Here is a 23,773-nt window from a genome sequence, read left to right as displayed (position 1 = left end):
GGCCTCTGAACCGTTTGCCTTTTGTTAGAGGCTGTTCTGCCAGAATTCTGTTTTTGGGCGTATTTGCGGGAAACAGCGTAAAAACGGGGCATCCCATCAGCACGCCACAAGCTTTACCTCAGATTGCCCAGGCTTTATCGCCTTTCTTGTAAGGCATGCAGCCATCATAGCGGCCGGGCACGGGCAGGTAGCGCAGGGCCTGGGTAGCGCCCACCTCAGAGGTAAAGTAGCCCAACAGGGTGAGTTCCTTCATCATCCGGAAGTAATGGTTAGGCTCTTCTTCTTTCTTGTTAAGCTGGTGCTTCTTCTGCTCGGCATCCAGTTGGGTGAGCAGGGCGGTACGCTCCTGCGGCATGGCCTTCATGAACTTCTTATCATATTTCTTCTCGCAGGCCTCGTCTAGTTGCTTGATGCCGTTCAGGAATACCTTCTGGTCCTCGGCGTTGTAGCAATCCTGCACCATGGTGGCCATGAAATTGCCAATCTTAGCGGCTTTGGCCCCGGGCGTGGACGTGGTGGGCAGAATGGTCTCGCCTACCTCGTCTAAAAAGGCTACCTGGTCCTGGTCAAATAACTTGTTTACCTTAGCCGAGCTGGAAGTGCAGGACACCAGGAACTCCGCTCCTATCAGGGTGCCGCCTAACATTAACCCGATGGCTGCAACTGCTTCTCTTCTGTTCATATTTACTGCAGGTTATTCTTCTTTCTTTTTAAGTGAAGGCATGGTTCAGCACCGGCCCATCAGGCTCCTAAGGTCCAGCCGCTGCGGTACTCGCGCTTCACAAATTGGTTTACTTCGTCAAAGTTGGTGATGCGCATGTTCTGGTTGTCCCAGAGCAGTTTGATGCCGCGGCCGGGGTAATCAAACCCGGTTCCGTCGGCTTTGGAGCGGCGTACGTCCACGCCCCTGATGGCCAGGTTAGCCATGAGCAGGGCCTCGGTGAGCGGACCGGCAATCTCAAACGGAGAGCTTACCTCCATTTTGCCTTTGCCCGCCAGACAGGCTTCTACCCACTGCGCGTAGTGCCCCTCGGCCCCGCCGGGTACCCGGGCTAACTGGTGCTTGGGTTTTACCTCAAAGGTGCGGGAAGTAGGCAATAAACGTGGATCGGCGCCATAGGTGCTGCACATCATCTTGCCTTTAGTGCCCACAAACAGCGTTCCGTTACCGCCGTCGCCAAACACTTCATTAGGTCCCAACTCCTCCGGACGAACGGGCTGAATGCCGCCGTCCATCCAGTGCAGGGTCACCGGGCCTTTGGTTTTGTCTGTCTTGGGGAACGTCAAAGTCACGTGGCTGGAAGGCGGACAGCTTTCTGGGAAGTAGCCGCGCTTGAACTCGTCCACGTACACGCTGCCCACGCTGGCCTGCACATCAGAGGCGTAGTCCAGATCCAGTACCCGGAACGGTGCTTCAATCAAATGGCAACCCATGTCGCCCAGGGCACCGGTGCCGTAATCCCACCAACCGCGCCAGTTAAATGGCACCAGTTTGGGCACGTAGTCTTTGTACGGCGCAGTGCCCAACCACAGGTCCCAATCCAGCCCGGCCGGCACCTCGGCTTTAGCGGTAGGCCACGGAATGCCTTGCGGCCACACGGGCCGGTTGGTCCAGCAATAGACCGTGTGCACTTTGCCAATGGCTCCGGAATCATACCACTCGCGCAGTTGGCGCACGCCATCGCCGGAGGCACCCTGGTTTCCCATCTGGGTGACTACGTTGTAGCGTTTGGCGGCATCGGTGAGCACGCGGGCCTCATAGATGTCATGGGTGAGCGGTTTCTGCACGTACACGTGCTTGCCCAACTGCATGGCCGCCAACGTAGTGATGGCGTGGTTGTGGTCTGGCGTAGACACCGAAACGGCATCAAAGTTCTTGTGTTCTTTGTCAAACAGCTCGCGCCAGTCTTTGTAGTATTTGGCCTTGGGAAAGCGCTGCCGCGTGTTGGCGGCGCGGGTATCATCCACATCGCAGAGGAAACCGATTTCGGCTTTGCCGCTGGCGTGGAAACTCTGGATGTCGCTTTCGCCTTTGCCGCCTACGCCCACAGCCGCTATAACCAGGCGGTCGCTGGGGGCCAGGAAACCTTTGCCACCCAGCACGTGGCGGGGCACAATCATGAACCCAGCCGCCGCCAGGGCACCGGCTTTCAGGAACTGCCTTCTGCTGTTGTCCTGGGCTTTGGGTTTATTTTCTTCGGAAGCCATACAATTTGAGGGAAAATGCGTTTTAAGGCTAATTTGCGGAAAACAGGCGTTAAATGTTCAGCTTTTTCATCTCGCCCACGGCGTGGTCTACGGCCCGGGCAGTGAGCGCCATGTAGGTCAAAGAAGGGTTCTGGCAACCCGCCGAGGTCATGCAGGCTCCATCGGTCACGTACACGTTAGGCGCATCCCACACCTGATTGTGCTGGTTCAGCACCGAGGTCTTGGGATCTCTGCCCATGCGCGCGGTGCCCATCTCATGGATGCCCTGGCCCATGGCGTAGCCGGAGTCATAGGTGGTCACGTTCTTGAGACCGGCAATCTCCAGCATCTCCTTGGCGTCATTGGCCATGTCTTTGCGCATTTTCAGCTCGTTTTCTTTGATTTCGCAGCTGATATCCAGCACCGGCAGGCCCCACTTGTCTTTTTTGTCTTTATTCAGTCTAACCATGTTGTCATGGTACGGCAGGGTCTCGCCAAAGGCGTTGATGCCCATGCGCCACGGGCCGGGCTCGCACATAGCGTCTTTGAAATCGGCCCCGATGCTCATCTCGGCAATCTCGCGGCCCCAGCCAGAGCGACTGGCGCTGCCCTGGTACCCGAAGCCCCGGATGTAATCACGCTGCTCGCCGTTCAGGTTCCGGAAACGCGGAATATAGATGCCGTTAGGTCTGCGGCCGAAATAGTATTTGTCATCATAGCCTTCAGCATCGCCGTTAGCGCCGGCCCGGAAGTGGTGGTCCATGAGGTTATGGCCTAACTGCCCGCTGCTGCTGCCCAGGCCGCCTTCCCACACATCGGTGGCGGAGTTCATCAAGACCCAGGTAGAGTTTAAGGTAGAGGCGTTCAGGAACACCACTTTGGCGAAGTACTCATAGGTTTGGTTTGTTTCGGCATCCAGCACCTCCACGCCTTTGGCTTTCTTGGTGTCTTTGTCATACAGGATCTTGGTCACGATGGAGAACGGCCGCAGCGTCAGATTCCCCGTAGCCACAGCTGCCGGCAGCGTAGCCGATTGCGTACTGAAATAAGCCCCAAACGGACAGCCCAGCCAGCATTTGCTGCGGTACTGGCAGTTCACGCGGTCATGGTGCGGTGCGGTTAGGTTGGCCGTGCGCCCGATGATCATGTGCCGGTTGCCTTTGTAGTGCGATTTGATGCGGGAGGCCACGTCTTTCTCCACGCAGTTCATGTCCATGGGCGGCAGGAACTCGCCATCGGGCAACTGACTCAGCCCGTCTTTGTTCCCGCTGATGCCCGCGAATTTCTCCACGTAGCTGTACCAGGGGGCAATGTCTTTGTAGCGGATGGGCCAGTCTACGGCAATACCGTCTTTGGCATTGGCTTCAAAATCCAGGTCAGAAAGACGGTAGCTCTGGCGGCCCCACATGAGCGAACGCCCGCCCACGTGGTAACCCCGGTACCAGTCAAACCGCTTTGATTCTGTATACGGGCTTTCCTTTTCGTTTACCCAAAAATCAAGGTTGGTTTCCTGCAGGGGGTAGTCGCGTTTGAGAACGGGATAGTTCTCTATCATTTCCTGGGTTCGGCCGCCGCGGTGCGGGAAGTCCCAGGGGTTCTTGTTGGCGTTGACGTAATCTTTGACGTGTTCAATATTTCTGCCTCGCTCCAGCATGATTGTTTTGAGTCCTTTCTCGGTCAACTCTTTGGCGGCCCAGCCTCCAGAGATTCCAGAACCTATCACAATTGCGTCGTAATGATTATCGGCCATAACTCAGTAAAGAAATTTATTGGGTTTAGTAGAGACTACACGTAGCTTACCTTTAGCAAGCACAATAAGAAAATAGCAGCAGTTTAGTTAACATATTCATCTGTGTTAAAATAGTATCAACAAAACGGCCTTTTAATAATAAATTTTAAAAATCAGAAAAACAAACTAGAGGTAGGCAGTCGGGGCAAAAAACGCTGTTTCGGCTATATTTTTCAGAAATGAAGCCAAAAACCGAAGCGATCAGGAAAGCGGCAGAGCAGAATAAGGCGGCTGTGGCGGTTAAATAAAAGTTACTTTTCTATGGGGGTGGCGAGCCGCATAAGAAAGGAATTGGGCAAAAAGAAGAGCCTTCTGTTTTAAGCCCGTTTTCTTTAAAACAGACTTAGAACAGAAGGCTCATAACCCAGACCCGAAATCAAGCAGGCCTATAAAGCAGAAGCGGGAACCAATCACCTGGCTCCCGCTTCTGCGGTTACTTTCTATATATAAGGTTAGCGCCCTTGCACCGTAATGTCTTCGGTCTTGATCTCGCTCTGGCGCAACTGCACCGGATCTGATTTCTTCCGAAGTTTCATGTTCAGCATTTCCACTACCAGTGAGAAGAACATAGCGAAGTAGATGTATCCCTTAGGAATGTGGGCGTGCAGCGCCTCTACCACCAGCATCACCCCAATGAGGATGAGGAAGGAAAGCGCCAGCATTTTCACGGTTGGGTGGTTGTTCACAAAATCGCTCACGTATTTAGAGAAGGCCAGCATGATACCCATAGAGATAATCACGGCCACAATCATCACGCTCACGTGGTCTACCAGACCCACCGCGGTTAAGATGGAGTCAAAGGAGAACACAATGTCTACCAGCACAATCTGCACAATGATTTTGCCCATGGTAGAATTTCCGCCGCCGGCCCCGTGATGCTCTTCCTCGCCCTCCAGTTTGTTGTGAATCTCGGTGGTACTCTTGGCCAACAGGAACAAGCCCCCGGCAAACAGGATAATATCACGCCAGGAAACGGCATACGGCTCATCCAGCCAAGGCAAATTCCAGGTGAACAAAGGTTGGTTGGCGTGTACAATGTAGCTGATGAAAGACAGCAGAATGATACGGAACACCAAGGCAAGGATCAACCCAATGGTGCGGCCTCTGCCCTGCTGCTCGCGCGGCAACCGGGACACCACAATAGAGATGAACACAATATTATCAATCCCCAAGACTACCTCCATGAAGGTAAGCGTGAGCAGACTTAGCCAGACATCTGGGCTGGAAAATACATCAAACATAGTTTTATCAGATCAGGTAGAACGTACTAGGTAGCAGGATACCTGAGTTAAACGCAGAGTATCCGGCTGGGTTAAACCAACTTGGGCTAACCTTTCGCTTTTGGGCAATGGGCAGGCAGCGTTGCTTACGACTTCATGTTCACAAACTGCAGCGGAATGCCCAGTTCGGCCCGTCTCAGCATGCCAATCACCTCCTGCAGATCATCAATCTTTTTAGCCGTTACGCGCACCTGGTCATCCATGATGGCGGGCGTTACTTTCAGCTTACTGTCTTTGATGAGCTTCACAATCTTTTTGGCATCCTCTTTGTCTATACCGGCCCGTACCTTAACGTCTTTCTTGATCATGGGACCACTGGGGAACGCCTCGTTGCTGAAATCAAGGGCGGTGGAGTCTATCTGCTGCTTTACAATCTTGCTCAGGATGATGTCCTCAATCTGGCGCAAGCGCATGTCATTCTCTGTGACGATGTGCACAATGTTGGATTTCTTGTCCAGCTCCACGCTGCCTTTGGTGTCTCTGAAGTCATAGCGGGTCTGGATTTCCTTTTTTACGGTGTTAATGGCGTTGTCCAGCGTCTGCGGATCAACTTTACTCACAATATCAAAAGAAGGCATAGATCTAGATTTAGTGGAAAGAATAGGTATTTAGAACTTTTATTGCCGGAAGCCGAACAAAGTTACTAGTTTAGCGGAATTTTACGGAAAAGAGCTAAAAAACGCAGTCATGCAAATTATTAAGCCCTCTACCTTTCACGAGTTTGAGCAGTATTACCGCCTGCGGTACGAGATGTTACGCAAACCTTGGCATCAGCCTTTCGGCAGCGAGCGCGCCGAGGACGATGACCATGCCATTCACCTGATGGCTATTGACGAGAACACCGGCGAGATCATGGGCGGTTGCCGCGTACACATGGAAAGTGATTCTGAAGCGCAGTTGAGATTCCTGGCCGTTGGCCCCAAGTACCAGAACAAGCAAGTTGGCCGCCGCCTGCTGCAGGCCGTGGAAGATGAAGCCCGCCAGATGGGCGCCAAAGACCTCATTGTACAAGCCCGCGAGTACGCCAAAAACTTTTACAAGCGCAACGGGTTTACTGAAGAGTACCCTACGCACTTGCTCTTTGGAGAAGTGCAGCATTACCAGATGCGCAAGCCCCTCCAATAACCAGCGACGGATAAAGGCCATTGCTCCGCTTGCCATCTGTGGTGTTCCAGACCAACAGGGTAGCGGACGCAATCTTTTATCCACCTGACATGAAAAAAGCACTTCTCTTTGCCGGAGTTACAGCGGTTTTACTGGTGGTAGCGGGCCTTTACATGGCCCTGAAACCCAAACCCGCCCCTCTGCCCACCGTAGCCTCCGTTGACTTGCAGCGCTACGCCGGCAAATGGTACGAGATAGCTCTTATTCCCAACCGGTTTGAGAAAGGCTGCCACTGCACCACCGCCCAATACTCACAAAAAGACGGGTATGTGGAGGTGCGAAACACCTGCCGCAAAGACAGCCCCACCGGCAAAGACGATGGCGCCTTGGGCAAGGCTTTTCCGGTAGAAGGCAGCAACAACGCCAAACTGCGGGTCCAGTTCTTCTGGCCTTTCTGGGGCGATTACTGGATTCTGGATCTGGCCCCAGATTACTCCCATGCTCTGGTAGGCTCCCCAGACCGCAAATACCTCTGGATCCTGGCCCGTTCCCGCCAGTTAGCTCCTTCTATTTACCAGCAATTAGAGCAGAAAGCCCAAGGCCTGGGGTTTGATACGCGCCTGCTTGTCAAGACGGATCAAAGTTGTGGGGAGCGGTAAATGCTGATCTCTTAGGCTGGCCTGGAGCAGGCAGGTTGCCGATGCTGGCGTAGGGTACGCTGATTCAGTGGTTCATAAGCTTAGTTGTTTCATAGCTACCCTCCGTGCGCTCACGGCCGCGGGGCCCCGTCTTCCGCGCTCGCGCTGTACCAGCTTCCTTTGCTCCCTTGCGGTCGCAATGCCTGCGGCACCGGAACCTGCTAAGGCGCTCGCCCGAAAGACTGGAATTGGGGAAAGTAACAGAATCGGTGACGATGGTGGTGGAACCGTAGAGACAAGGCACTGCCTTGTCTCCTGCACGCATTGCACTTCCTCCCCAAAAGCGTATTTCCCTCTTGAGAGGGGAAGGTTGGGTTCTGTTTCCCAAAGCAATACCGCTTATGCAAAAGACCTCGTAGTGTGCGCAGCTCCTACGAGTGTCTCCGCCAAAGGCTTACCCATCTAGACCGTCATGGTTCTTATCAGCCCCGGGATTTTGGGTTGGAGTACCAGAAGCAGCATTTTGATGCAGCGCCAGCACCGCCCTCAACTCCGCGCGCAGTTGTTTTACTTCCTGATGCAGTTGCTCAATCTGTTGGGCACCGGCCACTTCTGAACTGTCACTGGCGGCATCGCGGTCCAGGAAAAAACTGGCCAGCAAGGCAGTGAAATACCCAAATACGGCAAACCCATAGAGGGCCAGCACGAAACACAAAGCCCGGCCTTCGGGGGTTTTAGGCCAGTACTCGCTACCCAGTGAAATCAGGATCATGGCCGTCCACCAGAGCGCTTCGCCGTAAGAGGCAAGTCCGCCCGGCACTTCGTTTTCAAAGGCGTACATGCCCGCCGCCCCTGAGAACAAAACCGCCAGCGACAAGGTGAGCATGTACCCAAAACCTCTTCGGCCCATGGTGGCTCCCAGGCTCTTCATGCCCCGGTTCAATGAACTGAGCACCCGCACCAGCCTGATGCCTCTGATGGCCCTCACCGTCCGGAAGACTCTAAGGAAACGCGTGATCCGCAATACCCTTAAGGCGGGCACAGCCAGAGAAACAAGGGTTAGCCAGTTCTGCTTTATGAAAGTCAGTTTCTCAGGGGCAAGCGTAAAGCGCAGGGCAAAGTCCTGAATGAAAATCACCCAGATGGCATAGTTGAGCAGCTGCAATACCGGGCCCAAACCCCAGATCAATTCTACCACTATCAACACCAACCATACCAGCCCCAGCAAGATCATAGGGCCTTCCAGGGCATGCTGAATCCGGCGGAGCAATTGCCGGCGCTCCTGGTTTAAAGCGGTGTCTGAGTTGCGGGGTTTAGGAGTAGGTTGAGGAGGCATTTACAGGTGCTTTTCTTGTAGAATACGCAAGCCCTGCGCAAGGTTTGGCACCGGCCGGGCTCAACTCAGAACCACTGCAATAGCAGGCGCAGGGAGCAGCGCCTGTTTTGGACTTATTTTCATGAAAACAGCTCAAAAACTACGCTAAACTCATTGTTTAACATACAAATATGTAACCACAGCTATATAAGTGGAGTACAAGTAGCATCTCCATTAACTGCTACCCTTTTTCGTTTTGTCTACGCATACTATAAAGAAATATACGCTAAAGACACTGGCCGTACTGCTATGGATTATAGGCATAGTGTTGGTACTGGTAGTGCTTCTGTTGGTGGCTCTGCAGATCCCCAAAGTGCAGGATTTTGCCGCCAGCAAGGCCGAGAACTACCTGCAGAACAAGCTGGGCACCGAGGTGCAGATTGGCAAGTTCCGCAGCGATTTCCGGAAAGACATTCTGCTGGAAGGCGTGTACCTGGAAGACCAGAAAGGCGACACGCTCTGGTACTCGCAACGGCTGGCCGTGAACCTGGACATTCTGGGAATCCTGAAGTCAAAGGTTGCCTTGAAGTCCCTGGAACTGGAGAACGCCACTGCCCACCTCTACCGCACCCTGCCCGACAGCACCGCCAACTTTGATTTTATCCTGGAGGCCTTCGCCTCACCCGCAGATACCACCACCGTCACAGATACCACCAGTGCCGGGTTCACCTATGACATAGGCACCATTGACCTCAAGAACATCTTTCTCACCTACCGCGATGAGGTAAACGGCCAGAACGTGCGCACCCGCGTGGGCAACCTCAACGTGAAGATGGATGAACTGGACCTCACCAAGGAAATCTACCGCATTGGAGACATCGCCCTGCGCGACACCTATGTAGACATGGTGCAGACCAAGGTTCCGCCCGAAGGCGAGCAGGAGCCGATGACCATGCAGTTCGGTTTGAAGACCGTGGCTCTGGACCGGGTCAAGCTGAAATACCGCAACGGCGTGGCCAAACAGTACATTGACGTGAACCTGGGCCAGGCCCGGATGGCCTCCGAGAACATTGACCTCATCAACTCGCGCATTGACCTGCGTAACCTGGAACTGCACAACAGTACTCTGGCCTACGCCCAGAACGCCGAGATGCCCGCCGAGTACCGCGTAGTGAACCCCGCCGAGGCCGTGGAAGCCATTGAAGAAGCCGTTTCCAAAGCCACCGGCGAGCCTGTGAACTGGGTCTTTACCCTGGACAGGCTGAACGTAACCGAAGTAGACGCCGCCTTTGACAACTACGATGCTCCCAAGCAAGCCCGAGGTATGGATTATAACCACCTCATGGTCCGTAACCTGAACATTCAATTAAACGATCTTTTTTACAGCACCAACCGCACCACGGCCAAACTGGAGCAGCTCACGTTCCAGGAGAAAAGCGGCTTTGAGGTACGGCAGTTCACCGCTGGCATTCTGTTTGATTCCGTTGAGACCGAGCTTTCTGACCTGGTGCTGGAAACCGGTAACAGCCGCATCGCCCGCCGTATTAAAGTGGGCTATCCTTCTCTGGAAACAGCCGCCGATGACCTGAGCAAACTCACACTTTCCGCCGATCTGCAGAACACCTACATCGGGTTCCGGGACATTGCTTTACTGCAACCGGCCTTGGTGAACCAGCCTCCGTTGGCGGGCAATCTGAACCAGACTGTGCGGCTGAGTGGCGTGGTAAACGGCCGCATGGACAACCTGCTGCTGAGCAACGTGCGCGTGAGCGGCTGGCGCAACACAGAACTGGCCCTGAACGGCCGTATCCGGGGTTTGCCTAACCCAGACAACCTGGCCGCCAACATCCAGATCAACCGGTTCCATACCACCGCTGCAGATGTGAAGTCCCTGTTGCCTGCGGGCACGCTGCCGGCCAACATCACCTTGCCGCCATCCATGGATGTGGAAGGATCCTTTAGCGGCACCATGACCGCCTTTGACGTAGATGCCACCGTGCGCACCACCTTCGGGAACGCCGTGGCCCGGATAGACATGACACCCGGCCGGGCACCGGGTCAGGAGCGTATTCAGGGCAATGTGCGCCTGTTACGCTTTGATTTAGGAAAACTGATGCAGAATCCGGCACTGGGCCGGGCAACGTTAGGGGCAAACATCAATGGCACCGGGCTTACCCCTGAGACCATGGTGGCCAGCATAGACGGTACCGTGCAGAGCTTTGAGTACGGCGGCTACAACTACCACAACATCGGGTTTGACGTGGATGCCAACCGTAACCGTTACGTCATCAAAGCCAACAGCAACCGGGACCCCAACCTCAACTTCGCCCTGAACGGAACCGTGAATTTACGGGGCACCCAACCGGCCATTGCCATGAACGCCAACCTGAGAGCGGTAGACTTCCAGGCGCTTAAGCTGTACTCAGAAGACCTGCGCCTGCGCGGCGATATTGTAGCTGATCTGCGCGGGGCCGATGCCAACAGCCTGAACGGCTCTATCATTGCCCGCAACACGGCCCTCACCAGCAACAACCGTCCGCTCCGTTTTGACTCCCTAGCGGTTTACCTGGTGCAGCAACCCCGCAGAACCGAAGTACGAGTGCTGTCAGACGTGATCACGGCTAACCTGAACGGCAACATCGGGTTGGGTGATATTGGGCCTGAACTCATGAACCACATCAGCCGGTACTATGACCTGGGAAGCGGCCCTTACAAGCCAAGCACCTCGCCGCGTCAATTCACGTTTGCCATGGCGCTGCACAAGCCGCGTGTGTTCCAGGCGTTCGTTCCCGGGCTTACCCGTATCCGGTTAGACACGCTGTACGGGGGCTACAACAGCCAGACCGCCAACCTGCAGGTGGTTGCCAACGTGCCGCGGCTGCGCTATACCACTACCCGGCTTGACTCGCTGGTGCTGGAAATGAACTCTAACCCAGAACAGCTGAACTATGCCGTACGGGCCGAACGGGTGCGCCAGGACACCTTGAAGATTGAGAACATTGTTCTGGCAGGCAACGTGCAGGACAACATTGTAGCCACACGGGCCGCCATTCAGAACGAAGCCGGCGAAGACCAGACCTCGTTGGGGGTTCGATTGCAGCAGTTGAACAATGCGCTGGAAGTGCGTTTTGACCCTGATTTGCTGATAAACCGCGATAAATGGAATGTCTCAGACAACAACTACGTGCGCTACTATACTACCTCCGGGGCAGTAGTGGCCGATGCCCTGCGTTTGTCTAACGGGCCTATGTCTCTGGCCTTGCAAAGCCAGAATCCGCAGAATCCTAACTCACCGCTCAATGTCAACATCACTGATCTGGACATTGGGTACCTGGCCCGCGCCTTTATGGACCAGGACAGCTTGGTAGGAGGTATCCTGAACGGTCAGGCCACGGTGAACGATATTACCGGCAACATGAGCTTTACGGCAGACATGCGCCTCACGGGCCTGGAGTACCAGACTTTCCCGGTGGGTGATCTCACCTTGCTGGCCAATAACCCAAGCCCTAACCGGTACAACATGACCGCCCGTCTCACCGGCTACGGCAATAACGTGACCATGGACGGGTATTACCTCACCACCGAAGGGCAGCCAATGTCCTTTGATGTAGACTTAGGCCAACTGAACCTGGCCAGTATCCAACCCTTCACCGCGGGCATGGTTAAAAACATGGGAGGTAATCTGCTGGGCACGGTAGCCATCCGGGGTACTGTGAATGATCCAGATATAGTAGGTGATCTGCAGTTCAGAGATGCCACCTTCAACGTGGCTATGCTCAACTCCACCTTCCGGGTACCTGAGGAGCACATCAGCATCAACAACCAGGGCATCCAGTTCAATGACTTTGTGATGCTGGACTCTCTGAACAACCGGGCTACTGTGAACGGAGCCATTCTGACCTCCAACTTCACAGAATACCAGTTTGATCTGCGCGCCACCACAGATGACTTCATGGTCATGAACAGCACCGCCCAGGATAACCCGCTGTATTACGGCCGGGTGCTCCTGGACAGCGACACCCGCATAACCGGTGACCTGAACGTGCCTGTCATCAACACCACCGTAACCGTGGCGCCTAACTCCAATTTCACGTATGTGGTGCCGCAGGAAGAAACCACCGTGAACCGCGAGGGCATTGTGGTCTTCATCAACCCAGACAGCAGCCGGTTCCTTAACCGGAAAAAGGACATAGACACCACCGAGGCTGAAGTACAGGGTATTGAAATGACCATGACCCTGAACCTGACAGATGAGACTCCTATTTCGGTGATTGTAGACCCTGAGACTGGCGATAATCTTACCATTAGAGGAGAAGCCAGCCTGAACGTGGGCTATGACGTAACCGAGAACATCACCTTGTCTGGCCGCTTTGATGTAACGGAGGGCCGTTACGCCATGAATCTGTACGAGCTGGTGAAACGTGAATTCACCTTTGACCCGGAAAGCTACATTGCCTGGACCGGCGACCCTTACAATGCAGACGCCAACATTACCGCTATTTACAACGTGGAGGCAGCTCCGCTGGAGTTGATACAGAGCCAGACTGCCGGGTTAGACGCAGCAACAGCAGGGCAGTACCGCCAGAAACTTCCGTTTGATGTGCGCCTGAACATGAAAGGTGAACTCATGAGACCTGCCATTTCCTTCAACATTGAGCTGGACGAGAAAGCCAGGGGCGGCATTGTGGAAGAAGTGGATGCCCGTCTGGAACAATTAAGCCAACCAACGCAGGAATCTGAACGCACCAAACAAGTCTTCTCGCTGCTGGTGCTGGGCCGGTTCATGGCGCAGGATCCGCTGGCATCTTCAGGGGGTGGCGGTATTAACAGTGCCTTGCGCGGTAGTGCCAGCAAAGTACTCTCAGACCAACTCAATGCGCTCACCGGCAGGTACCTGGGCGGCCTGGGCCTGGAACTGGGCCTGAACACCTATGAAGACTATTCTTCCGGCGAAGCCCAGAACCGTACAGACCTGAACGTGGCTCTGCAACGCCAACTGCTCAATGACCGCTTAACAGTACGTTTTGGGGCAGACATAGGCTTAGAGGGTAGTGAGCAGAACCTGGGCAATAACACCAGCGGTTTTGCGGGTGATGTACTGGTAGAATATTCCATTACCCAGGACGGCAGGCTCCGGCTGCGGGCCTTCAGGCAGAATGCGTATGAAGGCTTCCTGGACGGACAGCTGCAACGTACCGGGCTCTCCCTCATTTTCGTGCGCGAGTATGACAGTCTCGCTGAACTCTTTAAAAATACTGGTAAAGCAAAAGAATGATATCGCCTTACAAACCTGTGAAGTACCTCCGTTCCTCTCTTCCCTTCAGCATGCCTTTGGTATTGTTGCTGGCCTTTCTGGCTGGTTGCAGCAGCACCAAAAGCGTTCCCCAGGGCGACTACCTCTACATCGGCGGCGATATCAAGGTCAACTCCCCTAACCCAGACACAGACACCAAAGCCCTGGAAACTGAACTGGGAGCCGCTATAAGACCGCAACCCAATATCTCTTTTCTGGGCATGCGGCCTAAACTCTGGATCTACAACGCTATGGGCGGAAACCGTGAGCGTAAAGGGATAGCCAACTGGATCAAAACCCGGTTGGGGGAACCGCCCGTGCTGCTGAGTGAAGCCCACCCAGAGCGGGTGCAGGGCCAGATGATCAACCGCTTGTACAACAACGGCTACTTTGCGCCAACCCTGGAGCACCGCATTGACAGCACCAGCAAACGCAAAATGGCCAAGGTGCACTACACGGCCACCGTGAACAAGCAGTACACCATCCAGCAGATTCAGTTCCCGCAAGGAAATGACAGCCTGGCTTTGGCCATCAGGGAGACCGAGCCGCAGACCCTGCTGAAGGTGAACGACCCTTATAACCTGGAGACCTTGATTGCGGAACGGCTGCGTATTAATGATGCCTTAAAAGAAAAGGGCTTTTTCTTCTTTGACGAAGACTACCTCATTTACCACGTAGACAGCACCCTGAACAACAAGGTCAACATCTTTTTGCGCATAAAAGATACCGCTCCCACTAAAACGCTGATTCCGTACCGGTACCAACAGGTAAGAATCTTCAGTGACTTCTCTTTGGGTGATACCCTGGGCGACGTGGGTCCGCCGGTGCACTACCGCGATTACCTCTATTACCCAGACGAGAAAACCTTTAAAGCCCGCACTATCCTGAACGCGGTGTTCATTGAAAACAATGACCTGTACAGTCGCAAACGGCACCTGCAGACCATTAACCGTCTCATGGATCTGGGCACCTTCAAGTTTGCCGAGGTCCGGTTCACGCCGCTTGACTCTGCCGGGCGAGACGGCCGCCTGAACGCCGATATCTTGCTCACGCAGGCTAAAAAGAAATCACTACGGGCAGAGATACAGACGGTACAGAAATCTAATGGCTACGCAGGCCCTGGGGTCACCGTCAGTTTCCGGAACCGGAACGCGTTGCGCGGGGCGGAGCTGTTACTCATAAACCTGGTGGGTTCTTTTGAATCGCAGATCAGTGGTGATTCGGCCCGCACTGGTCTTTCCTCTTTTGAAGTAGGTGCCGATGCCGAGATGCACGTGCCCCGCATTATCTCGCCGTTTGACATCCGCATCTCCACCAGTATGTACCAGCCCAGAACCCGTTTCAGGTTGGGTTTCCGGTTCATTAACCGGCAGCAGTACTTCCACCAAAACTCCTTCAACTTTGAATATGGGTACTCCTGGCGGCAACGGTCTACCACTGAGATCTCCATTAACCCGGTGCAGGTACAATACGCCCGCTTGTTGAATACCACTCCAGCTTTTGAGGCAGAGTTGGCAGCCCGTCCGTTCCTAGCCAGGTCCTTTGACCAGCAGCTGATCATTGGCGGGAACTACCGGTTTGTCTACAACACGCAAGGCCTGGAAGGGCGCAAGCACCAGTTCTACATCAGCCCGGGTTTTGACGCATCTGGTGGGTTATGGGGCTTGTTCTACCGGGTGAAGAATCAGCGGCCCGCCGATCCAGCGAACCCTAACCGTTTCAGAGGGCAAGCGTTGTCTCAGTACGTTAAGTTCGATCTGGAAACCCGGTATTACTTCAACATCACCGATAAACTGGTACTGGCTACTCGCCTGCTAGGCGGGTACGGTTTGCCTTACGGAAACTCTAATGTGTTACCCTACATTAAACAGTACGGCATAGGCGGACCCAACAGTATCAGGGCGTTCCCGGCCCGCAGCATTGGCCCGGGCTCTTATGACCCCACCAGGTTGGTAAACGTGGGCGACCCGGTTTCGCAGAGCTTCACGTACTTTGACCAGACCGGTGACATCCGCCTGGAAGGTAACGCGGAGTTCCGGTTCCCGCTTTTAGATCCTTACCTGAAGGGGGCTGTGTTTGTGGATGCGGGTAATATCTGGCTCGTGAACGAAGACCCCACCAGACCGGGCGGAAAGTTCAGCGGCAACTTTATGAGCCAACTGGCCATTGGTGCCGGTGCGGGGGTTAGGATAGATGTGCAGTTCTTTGTGATACGGGTAGATTTGGCGTATCCGCTGCGTGACCCTACCTACCCTAACGGAGGCCGGCCCGCCTCGGGACTCTTCGGGACGGGCGTGCTGAACCTGGCCATCGGCTATCCATTCTAAAAAACTTAGTTACCTATTGCTCCCGTTTCAAGGCTGTTTTAAAGAAAACTGCCTTAAAACGGGAGCTTATTTATTGCCACTTCCCTACTTATCCACTACCAGTATCCTGTTTTTGCGCTGCGTCCTTTTTCCAGGATTTCAGAAAATCAGCCCATAAACAACAGAGCCCTGCCCGCTTTTAAGCAGACAGGGCTCTGTTGTTGTAAGACGTAAATTTAATTAGCTGTCTCCGTAACCAGGTCTTTTTTATACGCATCGGCGTGCACGTTGGCCACGGCTCTGCCCGATGGGTCGTTCAGGTTCTTGAAAGAGGCATCCCACTCCAGCGCAATAGGCGTGCTGCACGCTACGGATGGCACCGAAGGCACCGAGAGGGCGGCGGCATCGCTGGGGAAATGTTGCTCAAAGATGGAACGGTAGTAGTACTCTTCCTTGCTTGAAGGCGGCTGGATGGGGAACCGGGTGCTGGCGTTGGCTAGTTGCTCATCGGTCACTTTTCTGTTCACCATTTCTTTCAGGGTATCAATCCAGTTATAGCCTACCCCGTCTGAGAACTGCTCTTTCTGGCGCCAGGCCACGCTGGCTGGCAGGTAGTCTTCAAAGGCTTTCCGCAGCACCCATTTCTCCATGCGCTCGCCGTTAATCATCTTGTCTTTAGGGTTGATGCGCATGGCTACGTCCATGAACTCTTTGTCCAGGAACGGCACACGTCCTTCAATGCCCCAGGCGCAGAGAGATTTGTTTGCACGCAGGCAGTCATACATGTGCAGTTTGTCTAACTTCCGGACGGTTTCCTCGTGGAATTCCCGGGCGTTTGGCGCTTTGTGGAAGTACAGGTAACCACCAAAAATCTCGTCTGAGCCTTCGCCTGAGAGCACCATTTTAATGCCCATGGCTTTGATGGCGCGGGCCATCAGGTACATAGGAGTAGAAGCCCGTACGGTGGTTACATCATACGTCTCCAGGTGGTAAATCACATCTTTGATGGCGTCTATCCCCTCCTGGATAGTAAACTTTATCTCATGGTGCACGGTGCCTAAATGGTCGGCTACTTTCTGGGCGGCGGCTAAGTCTGGCGAGCCTTCCAACCCGATGGCGAACGAATGCAGTTGCGGCCACCAGGCAGCTTCTTTGTCATTGCTTTCAATGCGCTTATCGGCATACTTTTTGGCAATGGCCGAGGTGATAGAGGAGTCTAACCCACCCGATAGCAATACGCCATACGGCACGTCGCTCATTAACTGACGGTGCACCGCGGCCTCCAGCGCTTCTCTCAGGGCCTGGATATCGGTTTCGTTTTGGGCCACGTTTTCATACTCCGTCCAGTCGCGGGAATACCACCGCTGGAAACCTTCTTCTTTGCTGGACAGGTAATGGCCCGGCGGGAACAATTCAATTTTGGCGCATTTTCCTTCTAACGCCTTCAATTCAGAGGCCACATAGAATGTACCGCTTTGGTCCCAGCCTATGTACAGCGGAATAATGCCCATGTGGTCACGGGCAATGAGGTACTCATTGTTTTCTATATCATAGATGGCAAACCCAAAGATGCCGTTCAGGTCGTCCAGGAACCGGGTGCCTTTCTCTCTGTACAGCGCCAGGATTACCTCGCAGTCTGACTTGGTCAGGAAGTTATATTCTATATTGAGATTGGCGCGCAGCTCCAGGTGGTTATAAATTTCTCCGTTTGCCGCGAGCACCAGTTTACCGTCTTGGCTAAACAATGGCTGCTTGCCCGAGGTAGGATCTACAATAGCCAGGCGCTCATGCGCTAAAATGGCTTTCTCGTTACTGAAGATTCCGCTCCAGTCTGGCCCACGGTGGCGAATGCATTTCGCCATTTCCAAAATCTGAGGTCGTAACGCTTCAGAAGTTTCCTTTAGATCAAAAGCACAAACAATTCCACACACGATACTTGAATTTTAAAGTTATGATTAACAAATATCGTAGTATTCATTTAAAAACAAAGTAATATTGACAAACTTTTAAGTTTTTTGTTAGTAATTATTCAACCAAACAGCTGTTTGGTTAATGTCTTTGCTCCTGAAAAGAAGGAATTTTTCAGAAAATACCCCTAAAACGGTATCAAGTTGGCAAAGTGATGAAAGGGCGTTAGCAGAGATGGGAGAAAGGAAAACAGTGGATGGGTAGTGACCACTTATAGGGAGTTTACTTGGTTGGCTTGCCTTTTCTGCTTTCCTCTTGAGGCAAACCCTGCCATACTGTTAATAAACCTCAGCATTGTTCTTAGCAGGCGCTTCTTTCCCTAAGCTGTCTCTGGTGTTTTTCTGAACCGTGATAGCAGCAAAAAGGCTTAGTAAGAATGACATTGCATAAAAACCTTTTTCGCTAAGAAGTAAACTGGCGTTCCAAAGCCCCACTGTTAGCAGCACCACCGCCAGAATGGTAGAAAACCAACTGAGCCCATAATAGATACTGGTAACAGGTATGCCGTCCAATTGGTCGCGCACGCTTTTCTGGAGGGAGATGGCCGAGAACAAACCGTACATCAGGATGGTGAAAAAATAGCCTTTTTCGTTCAGCAACATTTCGGCATTCCACAGCCCTATGATGTATGCGGTTACACCAGTGAGTAAAGTAGCCCAAGCGGCCGCAACAAACGCGTTTGAAGGTTTCTGATTCATCTTTGTCTTTTGTGAAGTGATGAATCAAAGGTATACCACCCCTAACTCCTTTCTTTTGACAATTGTCAAAAAAGGCAGGAAACTAAACCTGGCTTCTGATCCGGCTCAGCGTTTCCTGGCTGATCCCAAGGTAAGACGCTGTTTGCCCCAGAGAGATCCTCTGAAGAATATGCGGGGAGGTTTCAATGAGCTGTTCATACCGCTCCCGGGCCGTTTTGAACTGCAGGCCCATCAACCGTTCTTCCAGCCTGATGTAGTACTGCTCATTTATGATACGAACAAGGCGCTCAAGATCACTATGAAGATCAAACAACTGGTTCAGGGCTTCAAAACTGATGCCCCACAAGGTGGAGTCCTCTAAGGCTTGTATGTTTTCTACGCCCGGTTTCCGGGAAATGAAGCTGTAAAATGAAGTAATGAAATTATTCTCGAAGCCAAACCAATAGGTAATCTCCTTCCCATCCAGGTTATAATATCCGCGCAAACAACCTTGCTCCAGAAAGTACAGATGATTGCACACCGTTCCTTCCTGTACTAAAAAAGAATTCCTTGAAAGTTCTACCCGTGTTAATGCTTTGGAGAGGGCCTCCCAAGCTACTAAAGAAATGGGATGGTATTGCGATATGCAATGAAGCAATGCATTCATTAATAAGCTCTTTTACTTTGGATATGGAATGAGGTTTACTTAATAAGGAAAAGGGATTTCAATCTTTAATAGTAGCCTGATGGTCTTGTCATGAGGCGTGCAGGACCTACAGACAAGGTGACGTTTACCCATTATTCTTCTACTGCTTTATAAATTGATGTTGATCTTCCTTTATCTGAGCCCCCAGCAAAAAGAGCAAAGCCCCATGCCAGAAAAATGATCTATCTTCCCAAATACAGTATCCTGAACACCATTATAGCGACCATTTAACTTTATTAATTCGGTTTTAGAGATCGGTTCAATTAGATACGTTGCAGGGCTCAAATTCCTTAAAGGGCTACACCCTACAAGTAAAACCACTGGAATCAATATCAAGAACCTAATTATTCCCATTTAGCTATACGTCCATTGTATTTCTTAATCAGCGACAATGGTCACAAATAAGAGTAGTGGAAGATTTAAGACCACAGTCTTTTCCACCAAGACCGTATTTTATCTTTACTTTCTTTTAGCTCAACATTTTCCCTGCCATTGCTCTTATGCATTGTTGGCGGTTGGCTTTTTCTTCCATTTCAAATTGACTCAACAATTCATCTTCTTCGTCTGGTTTGTCATAAGCATCTGCATCTGTCAAGTGTCCGTCAATTTGGCTAACTCGGGCTATTTTCTTCCCCTGTCTAAATACTAATTGCAACCCGTGTTCTTGTTCCCAGTCACATTCACAATTAATATCAACATAAACATCTTTGTCTTTGTAAGGTCTTCTAGTAATATAAATATGACTTGGCTGAACGTGATTCCAGATTTCATTTTTGTCTTTCATTCTCCAAAGCGACTGATCAGTTTCATCATATTCAATAGCATTTAGAAAATCCATACAGTTTTTATAAACAAGACCAGAAATCAGAAATTTATCAGTCCCAGCCTTTTGCAAAAAGCTTTTAAGTGCTTCGTCAGATTCTTTGATAAATTCAGGATCACTTTCAGGAACAAAATACATAAAGGTGATTTTCATCTTTTTATTGAAAAAAGGAATCTCAATCAATTCGCTTTCCCACCAATCTTCAAACTCGTCATATTGTCTTAGTTCACCTATGATGTTACTGGTTATTGATTTCATTTTTTAAGCTTGTTGCTAACGTATGGTATAAACGACAGGCAAAGCCATCGACTGAAGCTGGCGTTTAGGTGTTATTACAGCCTGATCTTTTTTAAACGATTGAGTAACTCAGCGTAATGACCTTAACTTCTGGCCCCAACTCGCGAACAATTGAATAGTTCCTATCTATCAAAATCTCATTTGAGAATGACGCTATATCTGCGTGGTCATATTTCTCAACCTTTACTTTATTCAATTCTATGTCCTGTTTGAGTTCTTGGTAGTCAAACTCTTTGTCAAGAATCTTTGCAACCCACAGCACTTTCTTGTAGACGTTACGCCATTGGGTGTAGTCAGTTTTGTCGTTTCTTAGCCTGAACTCAGCCGATACAGTAAAGTGGTTGCAACCGCCCCTGTAGATTAACAGCGTGTCACCAGTTTCAAGCACAAAGGTCGCTGTCCGTTTTTCATGGTCCCACTTGTAGCCATTGAGTTCTTTAATATTCCGCAGGAACTTATCGGTTTGAGTTGTCTGATCAAAAACACATTCTTCAGATTCTTCTTCATCAGGAGATGTGTCCGCCACTTTTTGAATGGAGTCCCCATGATGTTCCTGGGCTGGTTGGATGACAGAATGCGCTGTCGGCTTTTCTTCTATTGAAGTGCTAGGCGCACTTTCTTGGGTTGAGTTAGAACAAGATGTAATTAAGAGTACAAATAAAATTTTGAATACATGTTTCATTCATTATAATTAATAGAGTTGGCCATAACGTACTTCTCTAAGGCAGACTTTATTGTGCTTTGGCTGTTGCTGTGAGGTGTACTTTCTATTCTTCTTTTATTCGTGAGTAATACTCCACAAGGTATCTGCTTTCTTTAGTCTCTCTTGAACAGCCAAACAGAGTCTCCACTGTTGGCACCTCTTTGTAGACTTGCTCAATCCAATCTTCTACCTGTCTTTGATTCCTGAACTTATCCTTATGCTTTTTATAGTATTCAATTGCTGTAAGCCTACTGGCTGGGTTTATGGAGTACATCAACAAGATAGCTTTCTCTGATGACAAGCCAGGTTCAATACTGATAAACTCCTCTCTGTTCGATAATAATTCGCCACTGTAGCCGCCTGCATACCCATATGTTGTTCCTGAATATGGTGTCATATAGGTAAGAACCTCATGGGAAACTTCTTGGGTTGTTAAAGGACCATCGTACTCTGCTAATGGTTTAAATAGAGAGCTTTCTCTATATCTGTAGGGCTTTACCTTTCCTGAATCAACATCAAAGGTTTTCTCAAACCATTTAGTGTATTTCCCAATTAACTTTTTGTCGTTGGGCAAGTCCGAATACATTCTGTAGCTGATAATACTGTCATTGTGATAAATAATCACAGCGCTTAGTGAGATATAACCGCCACCTATTCTTGTGTTCCATAATGACCAGCCGAAACCCAGATTTACTTTTTCAGGATTACGTCTATGTTGTAAGAAGAAAGACTCAACTTGGCTAGGATCAGCTTTATCCAACTCATTAAGCTGCTTCAGAATTTTCTTGTCCATTTGAACCCAGAATGGATTTGAAGCTAATGAAGCAAGGCAAACCATCCAAAACAAAAAAGTTATACCGATTCTCTTCATATCTGGATTATATCCATGCATACTCCACAACAACGGCTAAACGAAGGGCAAGTCCGCCGGCCGAAACTGACGTTTAGGTGTTGTAGGTAGTTATTTTTTCCTCACGAACTCAATTACCCCGTTCAGTCCGATGAGACCGTATTTTTTATATGCAGGCTTACCTCTTAAGATGCTCATAGAGTAGTCGTCGCTTTTTACCTCGCTTAATCTTTTTCTCAACCTCCTGCTCATCTTATAGTCCTTCCTAACCAATCCGTATCCGTCTACTACTGCTGCACGTTGCTTAAAAACCTCTCCCTCTATTGCGTAGATGGTGTATCTATCCTTAACTAGGTTCTTATCAATATAAGTATAATCAGAAACAAAGTCATGAAGCTTATTCTGAGTATTGGTAGTGAAGCGCGAGTCAAGAAAGCGCTGTATCAGCGAGTCATTTTCAACTGGTTCTGTAGCTGAAAAGTATATTGTATCGTCCTTTTTTGTGTAGGTTAAATGGAAGTCTCTTTTTTGCCTGACCATTGCATCCGCATGGTTGCGCGCTGGAACTGCAAGTCTGCAATTTTTACTATCGAGAAAGATTAAGTAGTGAATCGGTTTATTCTCTTCGGATACTGTTCTATACCATGCGCCAATCTTTTGCGCTGTCCCGCAAGTAAAGGTGAGCGCAAAAAAAAGTGTCAACAATAAGCGCATTTTTTATTTCATTGATTACCTAAAACTATCATATAACTACAACCTACTCCGGTTCTCAGCTCTCTACCTACAGAATCAGGTTCGGTTATCCAACCAAGGGTAGACTGATAACCAGAACTGAACGAACGAATATACAATATTTCGTCAGTCATATATAGCCTCATTTTCCCCTTTTCACTTGAAACGGATTGACCCCAGGAAGAATCATACCTGGCAAGTGGGGCAAAAGTAGGTGGCGCGGCCGGCCACGTATTTTTTCTGGATGAAGGTGCCGCAGCGGGGGCAGTTGAGGTGCGCATTGGTTTCGGCAGACACAGGCGCGTCGTCCCATTCACGGGCGTGGATGAGGTAATGCGATGGGAAATCGCGGTAAATGGCTTCGGCGGCGATAGCCGTTTCCAGCACTTCCCGGATGGTGGTGGCCAGACGGTCAATCTCGGCGGGCTGCAGGGTATCGGCGGGGCGCTCGGGTTCCAGCTGCGCCTGAAACAGAACTTCATCGGCAATCCAGTTGCCTACACCGGGCGCAATGCGCTGGTCCAGCAGCAGGGGCTTGATAGCCGATTTCTTTTTGGCTATCCCCCGGGTCAGTTCCTCGGTGGTGAGGGTGAGGGCATCGGGGCCTAGCTTTTTCTGCTGCCGAAAGGCATCTACGCTCTGGGCAAGCCCTAAACGCCCGAACTTACGGGAATCAATGAACGCGAATTTAAAGCCTGTCTCAAAGTAAAACACCGCCCGGGCAAACCGGGGCGTATCGGCTTCATCGCGGTAGTAGGCCACATCGCCGGTCATTCCAAAGTGCATGGTCACCAGGGGGCCATTTGCGGTGAGCAGGAACAGTTGCTTGCCAATGCGTTGGGTACCGATGAACTGATTACCCCGCAAGGCTTTCCGGAAATCGTCCAGATCTACCAGCAACTGGCGCTTGGGGTCCTGCACCTCTACCTCGGTAATGAGTTGGTACAGGCAGGTTTCATCAATGAATCGGCGGTAAGTTTCTACCTCGGGCAACTCCGGCATGGCAGCAATGTTTGGTTTGGGGCTGCTTTCAGAAAATCAACCTGAAAACGATGCACTACCTTCAACCACCAGCGGCCATACATTGTTGCGAAACGGCTTATTT

At 51.2% G+C, this 23,773-nt stretch carries 18 protein-coding genes; 4 read left to right on the top strand and 14 right to left on the bottom strand.

Going from position 1 to position 23,773, the window contains the following annotated elements:
• Positions 1-118: 118 nt before the first annotated feature.
• From JT719_RS15635 to JT719_RS15615, 5 genes are all read right to left on the bottom strand, one after another.
• Complete coding sequence (locus JT719_RS15635; RefSeq protein WP_207434252.1) at positions 119-682, bottom strand: gluconate 2-dehydrogenase subunit 3 family protein; 564 nt, start codon at positions 680-682, stop codon at positions 119-121.
• A gap of 59 nt (positions 683-741) precedes the next feature.
• On the bottom strand, positions 742-2,208 hold the full coding sequence (locus JT719_RS15630; RefSeq protein ID WP_207434251.1) for a Gfo/Idh/MocA family protein: 1,467 nt from the start codon (positions 2,206-2,208) through the stop codon (positions 742-744).
• A gap of 49 nt (positions 2,209-2,257) precedes the next feature.
• Positions 2,258-3,937: a GMC oxidoreductase gene (locus JT719_RS15625; RefSeq protein ID WP_207434250.1), complete on the bottom strand. Its 1,680-nt coding sequence runs from the start codon at positions 3,935-3,937 to the stop codon at positions 2,258-2,260.
• Between the two features lie 491 nt (positions 3,938-4,428).
• Positions 4,429-5,217: a TerC family protein gene (locus JT719_RS15620; RefSeq protein ID WP_207434249.1), complete on the bottom strand. Its 789-nt coding sequence runs from the start codon at positions 5,215-5,217 to the stop codon at positions 4,429-4,431.
• Between the two features lie 125 nt (positions 5,218-5,342).
• Positions 5,343-5,834, bottom strand: coding sequence for a YajQ family cyclic di-GMP-binding protein (locus tag JT719_RS15615; protein ID WP_207434248.1), 492 nt, complete (start codon positions 5,832-5,834; stop codon positions 5,343-5,345).
• A 109-nt stretch (positions 5,835-5,943) separates the two neighbouring features.
• On the opposite strand from JT719_RS15615, the gene JT719_RS15610 reads away from it, so the two are divergent.
• Positions 5,944-6,381 (top strand): GNAT family N-acetyltransferase, encoded by a 438-nt coding sequence (locus JT719_RS15610; RefSeq protein ID WP_207434247.1) that lies wholly within the window; start codon positions 5,944-5,946, stop codon positions 6,379-6,381.
• Between the two features lie 89 nt (positions 6,382-6,470).
• A complete protein-coding gene (locus JT719_RS15605) occupies positions 6,471-7,019 on the top strand; it encodes a lipocalin family protein (RefSeq protein WP_207434246.1) in 549 nt (182 codons plus the stop codon).
• A 433-nt stretch (positions 7,020-7,452) separates the two neighbouring features.
• Here the strand turns inward: JT719_RS15605 and JT719_RS15600 are convergent, their stop codons facing one another.
• Positions 7,453-8,334: an ion transporter gene (locus tag JT719_RS15600; protein WP_207434245.1), complete on the bottom strand. Its 882-nt coding sequence runs from the start codon at positions 8,332-8,334 to the stop codon at positions 7,453-7,455.
• Between the two features lie 235 nt (positions 8,335-8,569).
• Between JT719_RS15600 and JT719_RS15595 the strand changes: the two genes are divergently transcribed.
• Together JT719_RS15595 and tamL are read left to right on the top strand one after the other, a co-directional pair.
• On the top strand, positions 8,570-13,588 hold the full coding sequence (locus tag JT719_RS15595; protein ID WP_207434244.1) for a translocation/assembly module TamB domain-containing protein: 5,019 nt from the start codon (positions 8,570-8,572) through the stop codon (positions 13,586-13,588).
• Between the two features lie 17 nt (positions 13,589-13,605).
• Positions 13,606-15,933, top strand: coding sequence for a translocation and assembly module lipoprotein TamL (tamL, locus tag JT719_RS25545; protein ID WP_207434243.1), 2,328 nt, complete (start codon positions 13,606-13,608; stop codon positions 15,931-15,933).
• Between the two features lie 215 nt (positions 15,934-16,148).
• Here tamL and asnB read toward each other — a convergent pair whose 3' ends face one another.
• The 8 genes from asnB to mutM form a co-directional block, all read right to left on the bottom strand.
• Positions 16,149-17,843 (bottom strand): asparagine synthase B, encoded by a 1,695-nt coding sequence (gene asnB / locus JT719_RS15585; protein ID WP_207434242.1) that lies wholly within the window; start codon positions 17,841-17,843, stop codon positions 16,149-16,151.
• Positions 17,844-18,158: 315 nt separating this feature from the next.
• The gene (gene yiaA / locus JT719_RS15580; RefSeq protein WP_207434241.1) at positions 18,159-18,578 is read right to left on the bottom strand and encodes an inner membrane protein YiaA; all 420 of its coding nucleotides are present in this window, start codon (positions 18,576-18,578) and stop codon (positions 18,159-18,161) included.
• Between the two features lie 82 nt (positions 18,579-18,660).
• A complete protein-coding gene (locus JT719_RS15575) occupies positions 18,661-19,224 on the bottom strand; it encodes a Crp/Fnr family transcriptional regulator (protein ID WP_278251870.1) in 564 nt (187 codons plus the stop codon).
• A gap of 508 nt (positions 19,225-19,732) precedes the next feature.
• The gene (locus tag JT719_RS15570; RefSeq protein ID WP_207434239.1) at positions 19,733-20,344 is read right to left on the bottom strand and encodes a DUF6985 domain-containing protein; all 612 of its coding nucleotides are present in this window, start codon (positions 20,342-20,344) and stop codon (positions 19,733-19,735) included.
• Between the two features lie 91 nt (positions 20,345-20,435).
• On the bottom strand, positions 20,436-21,065 hold the full coding sequence (locus tag JT719_RS15565) for a hypothetical protein (RefSeq protein ID WP_207434238.1): 630 nt from the start codon (positions 21,063-21,065) through the stop codon (positions 20,436-20,438).
• An 85-nt stretch (positions 21,066-21,150) separates the two neighbouring features.
• Complete coding sequence (locus JT719_RS15560; RefSeq protein WP_207434237.1) at positions 21,151-21,978, bottom strand: hypothetical protein; 828 nt, start codon at positions 21,976-21,978, stop codon at positions 21,151-21,153.
• A 69-nt stretch (positions 21,979-22,047) separates the two neighbouring features.
• Positions 22,048-22,650 carry a hypothetical protein gene (locus JT719_RS15555; RefSeq protein WP_207434236.1) on the bottom strand — a complete coding sequence of 201 codons (603 nt, stop codon included), beginning with the start codon at positions 22,648-22,650 and terminating at the stop codon, positions 22,048-22,050.
• A gap of 204 nt (positions 22,651-22,854) precedes the next feature.
• Complete coding sequence (gene mutM / locus JT719_RS15550) at positions 22,855-23,670, bottom strand: DNA-formamidopyrimidine glycosylase (RefSeq protein ID WP_207434235.1); 816 nt, start codon at positions 23,668-23,670, stop codon at positions 22,855-22,857.
• Positions 23,671-23,773 lie beyond the last annotated feature (103 nt).

This window comes from Sabulibacter ruber (genome assembly GCF_017355955.1).
Taxonomy (GTDB): domain Bacteria; phylum Bacteroidota; class Bacteroidia; order Cytophagales; family Hymenobacteraceae; genus Nibribacter; species Nibribacter ruber_A.
This window is presented reverse-complemented; position numbering and strand designations above follow the sequence as displayed.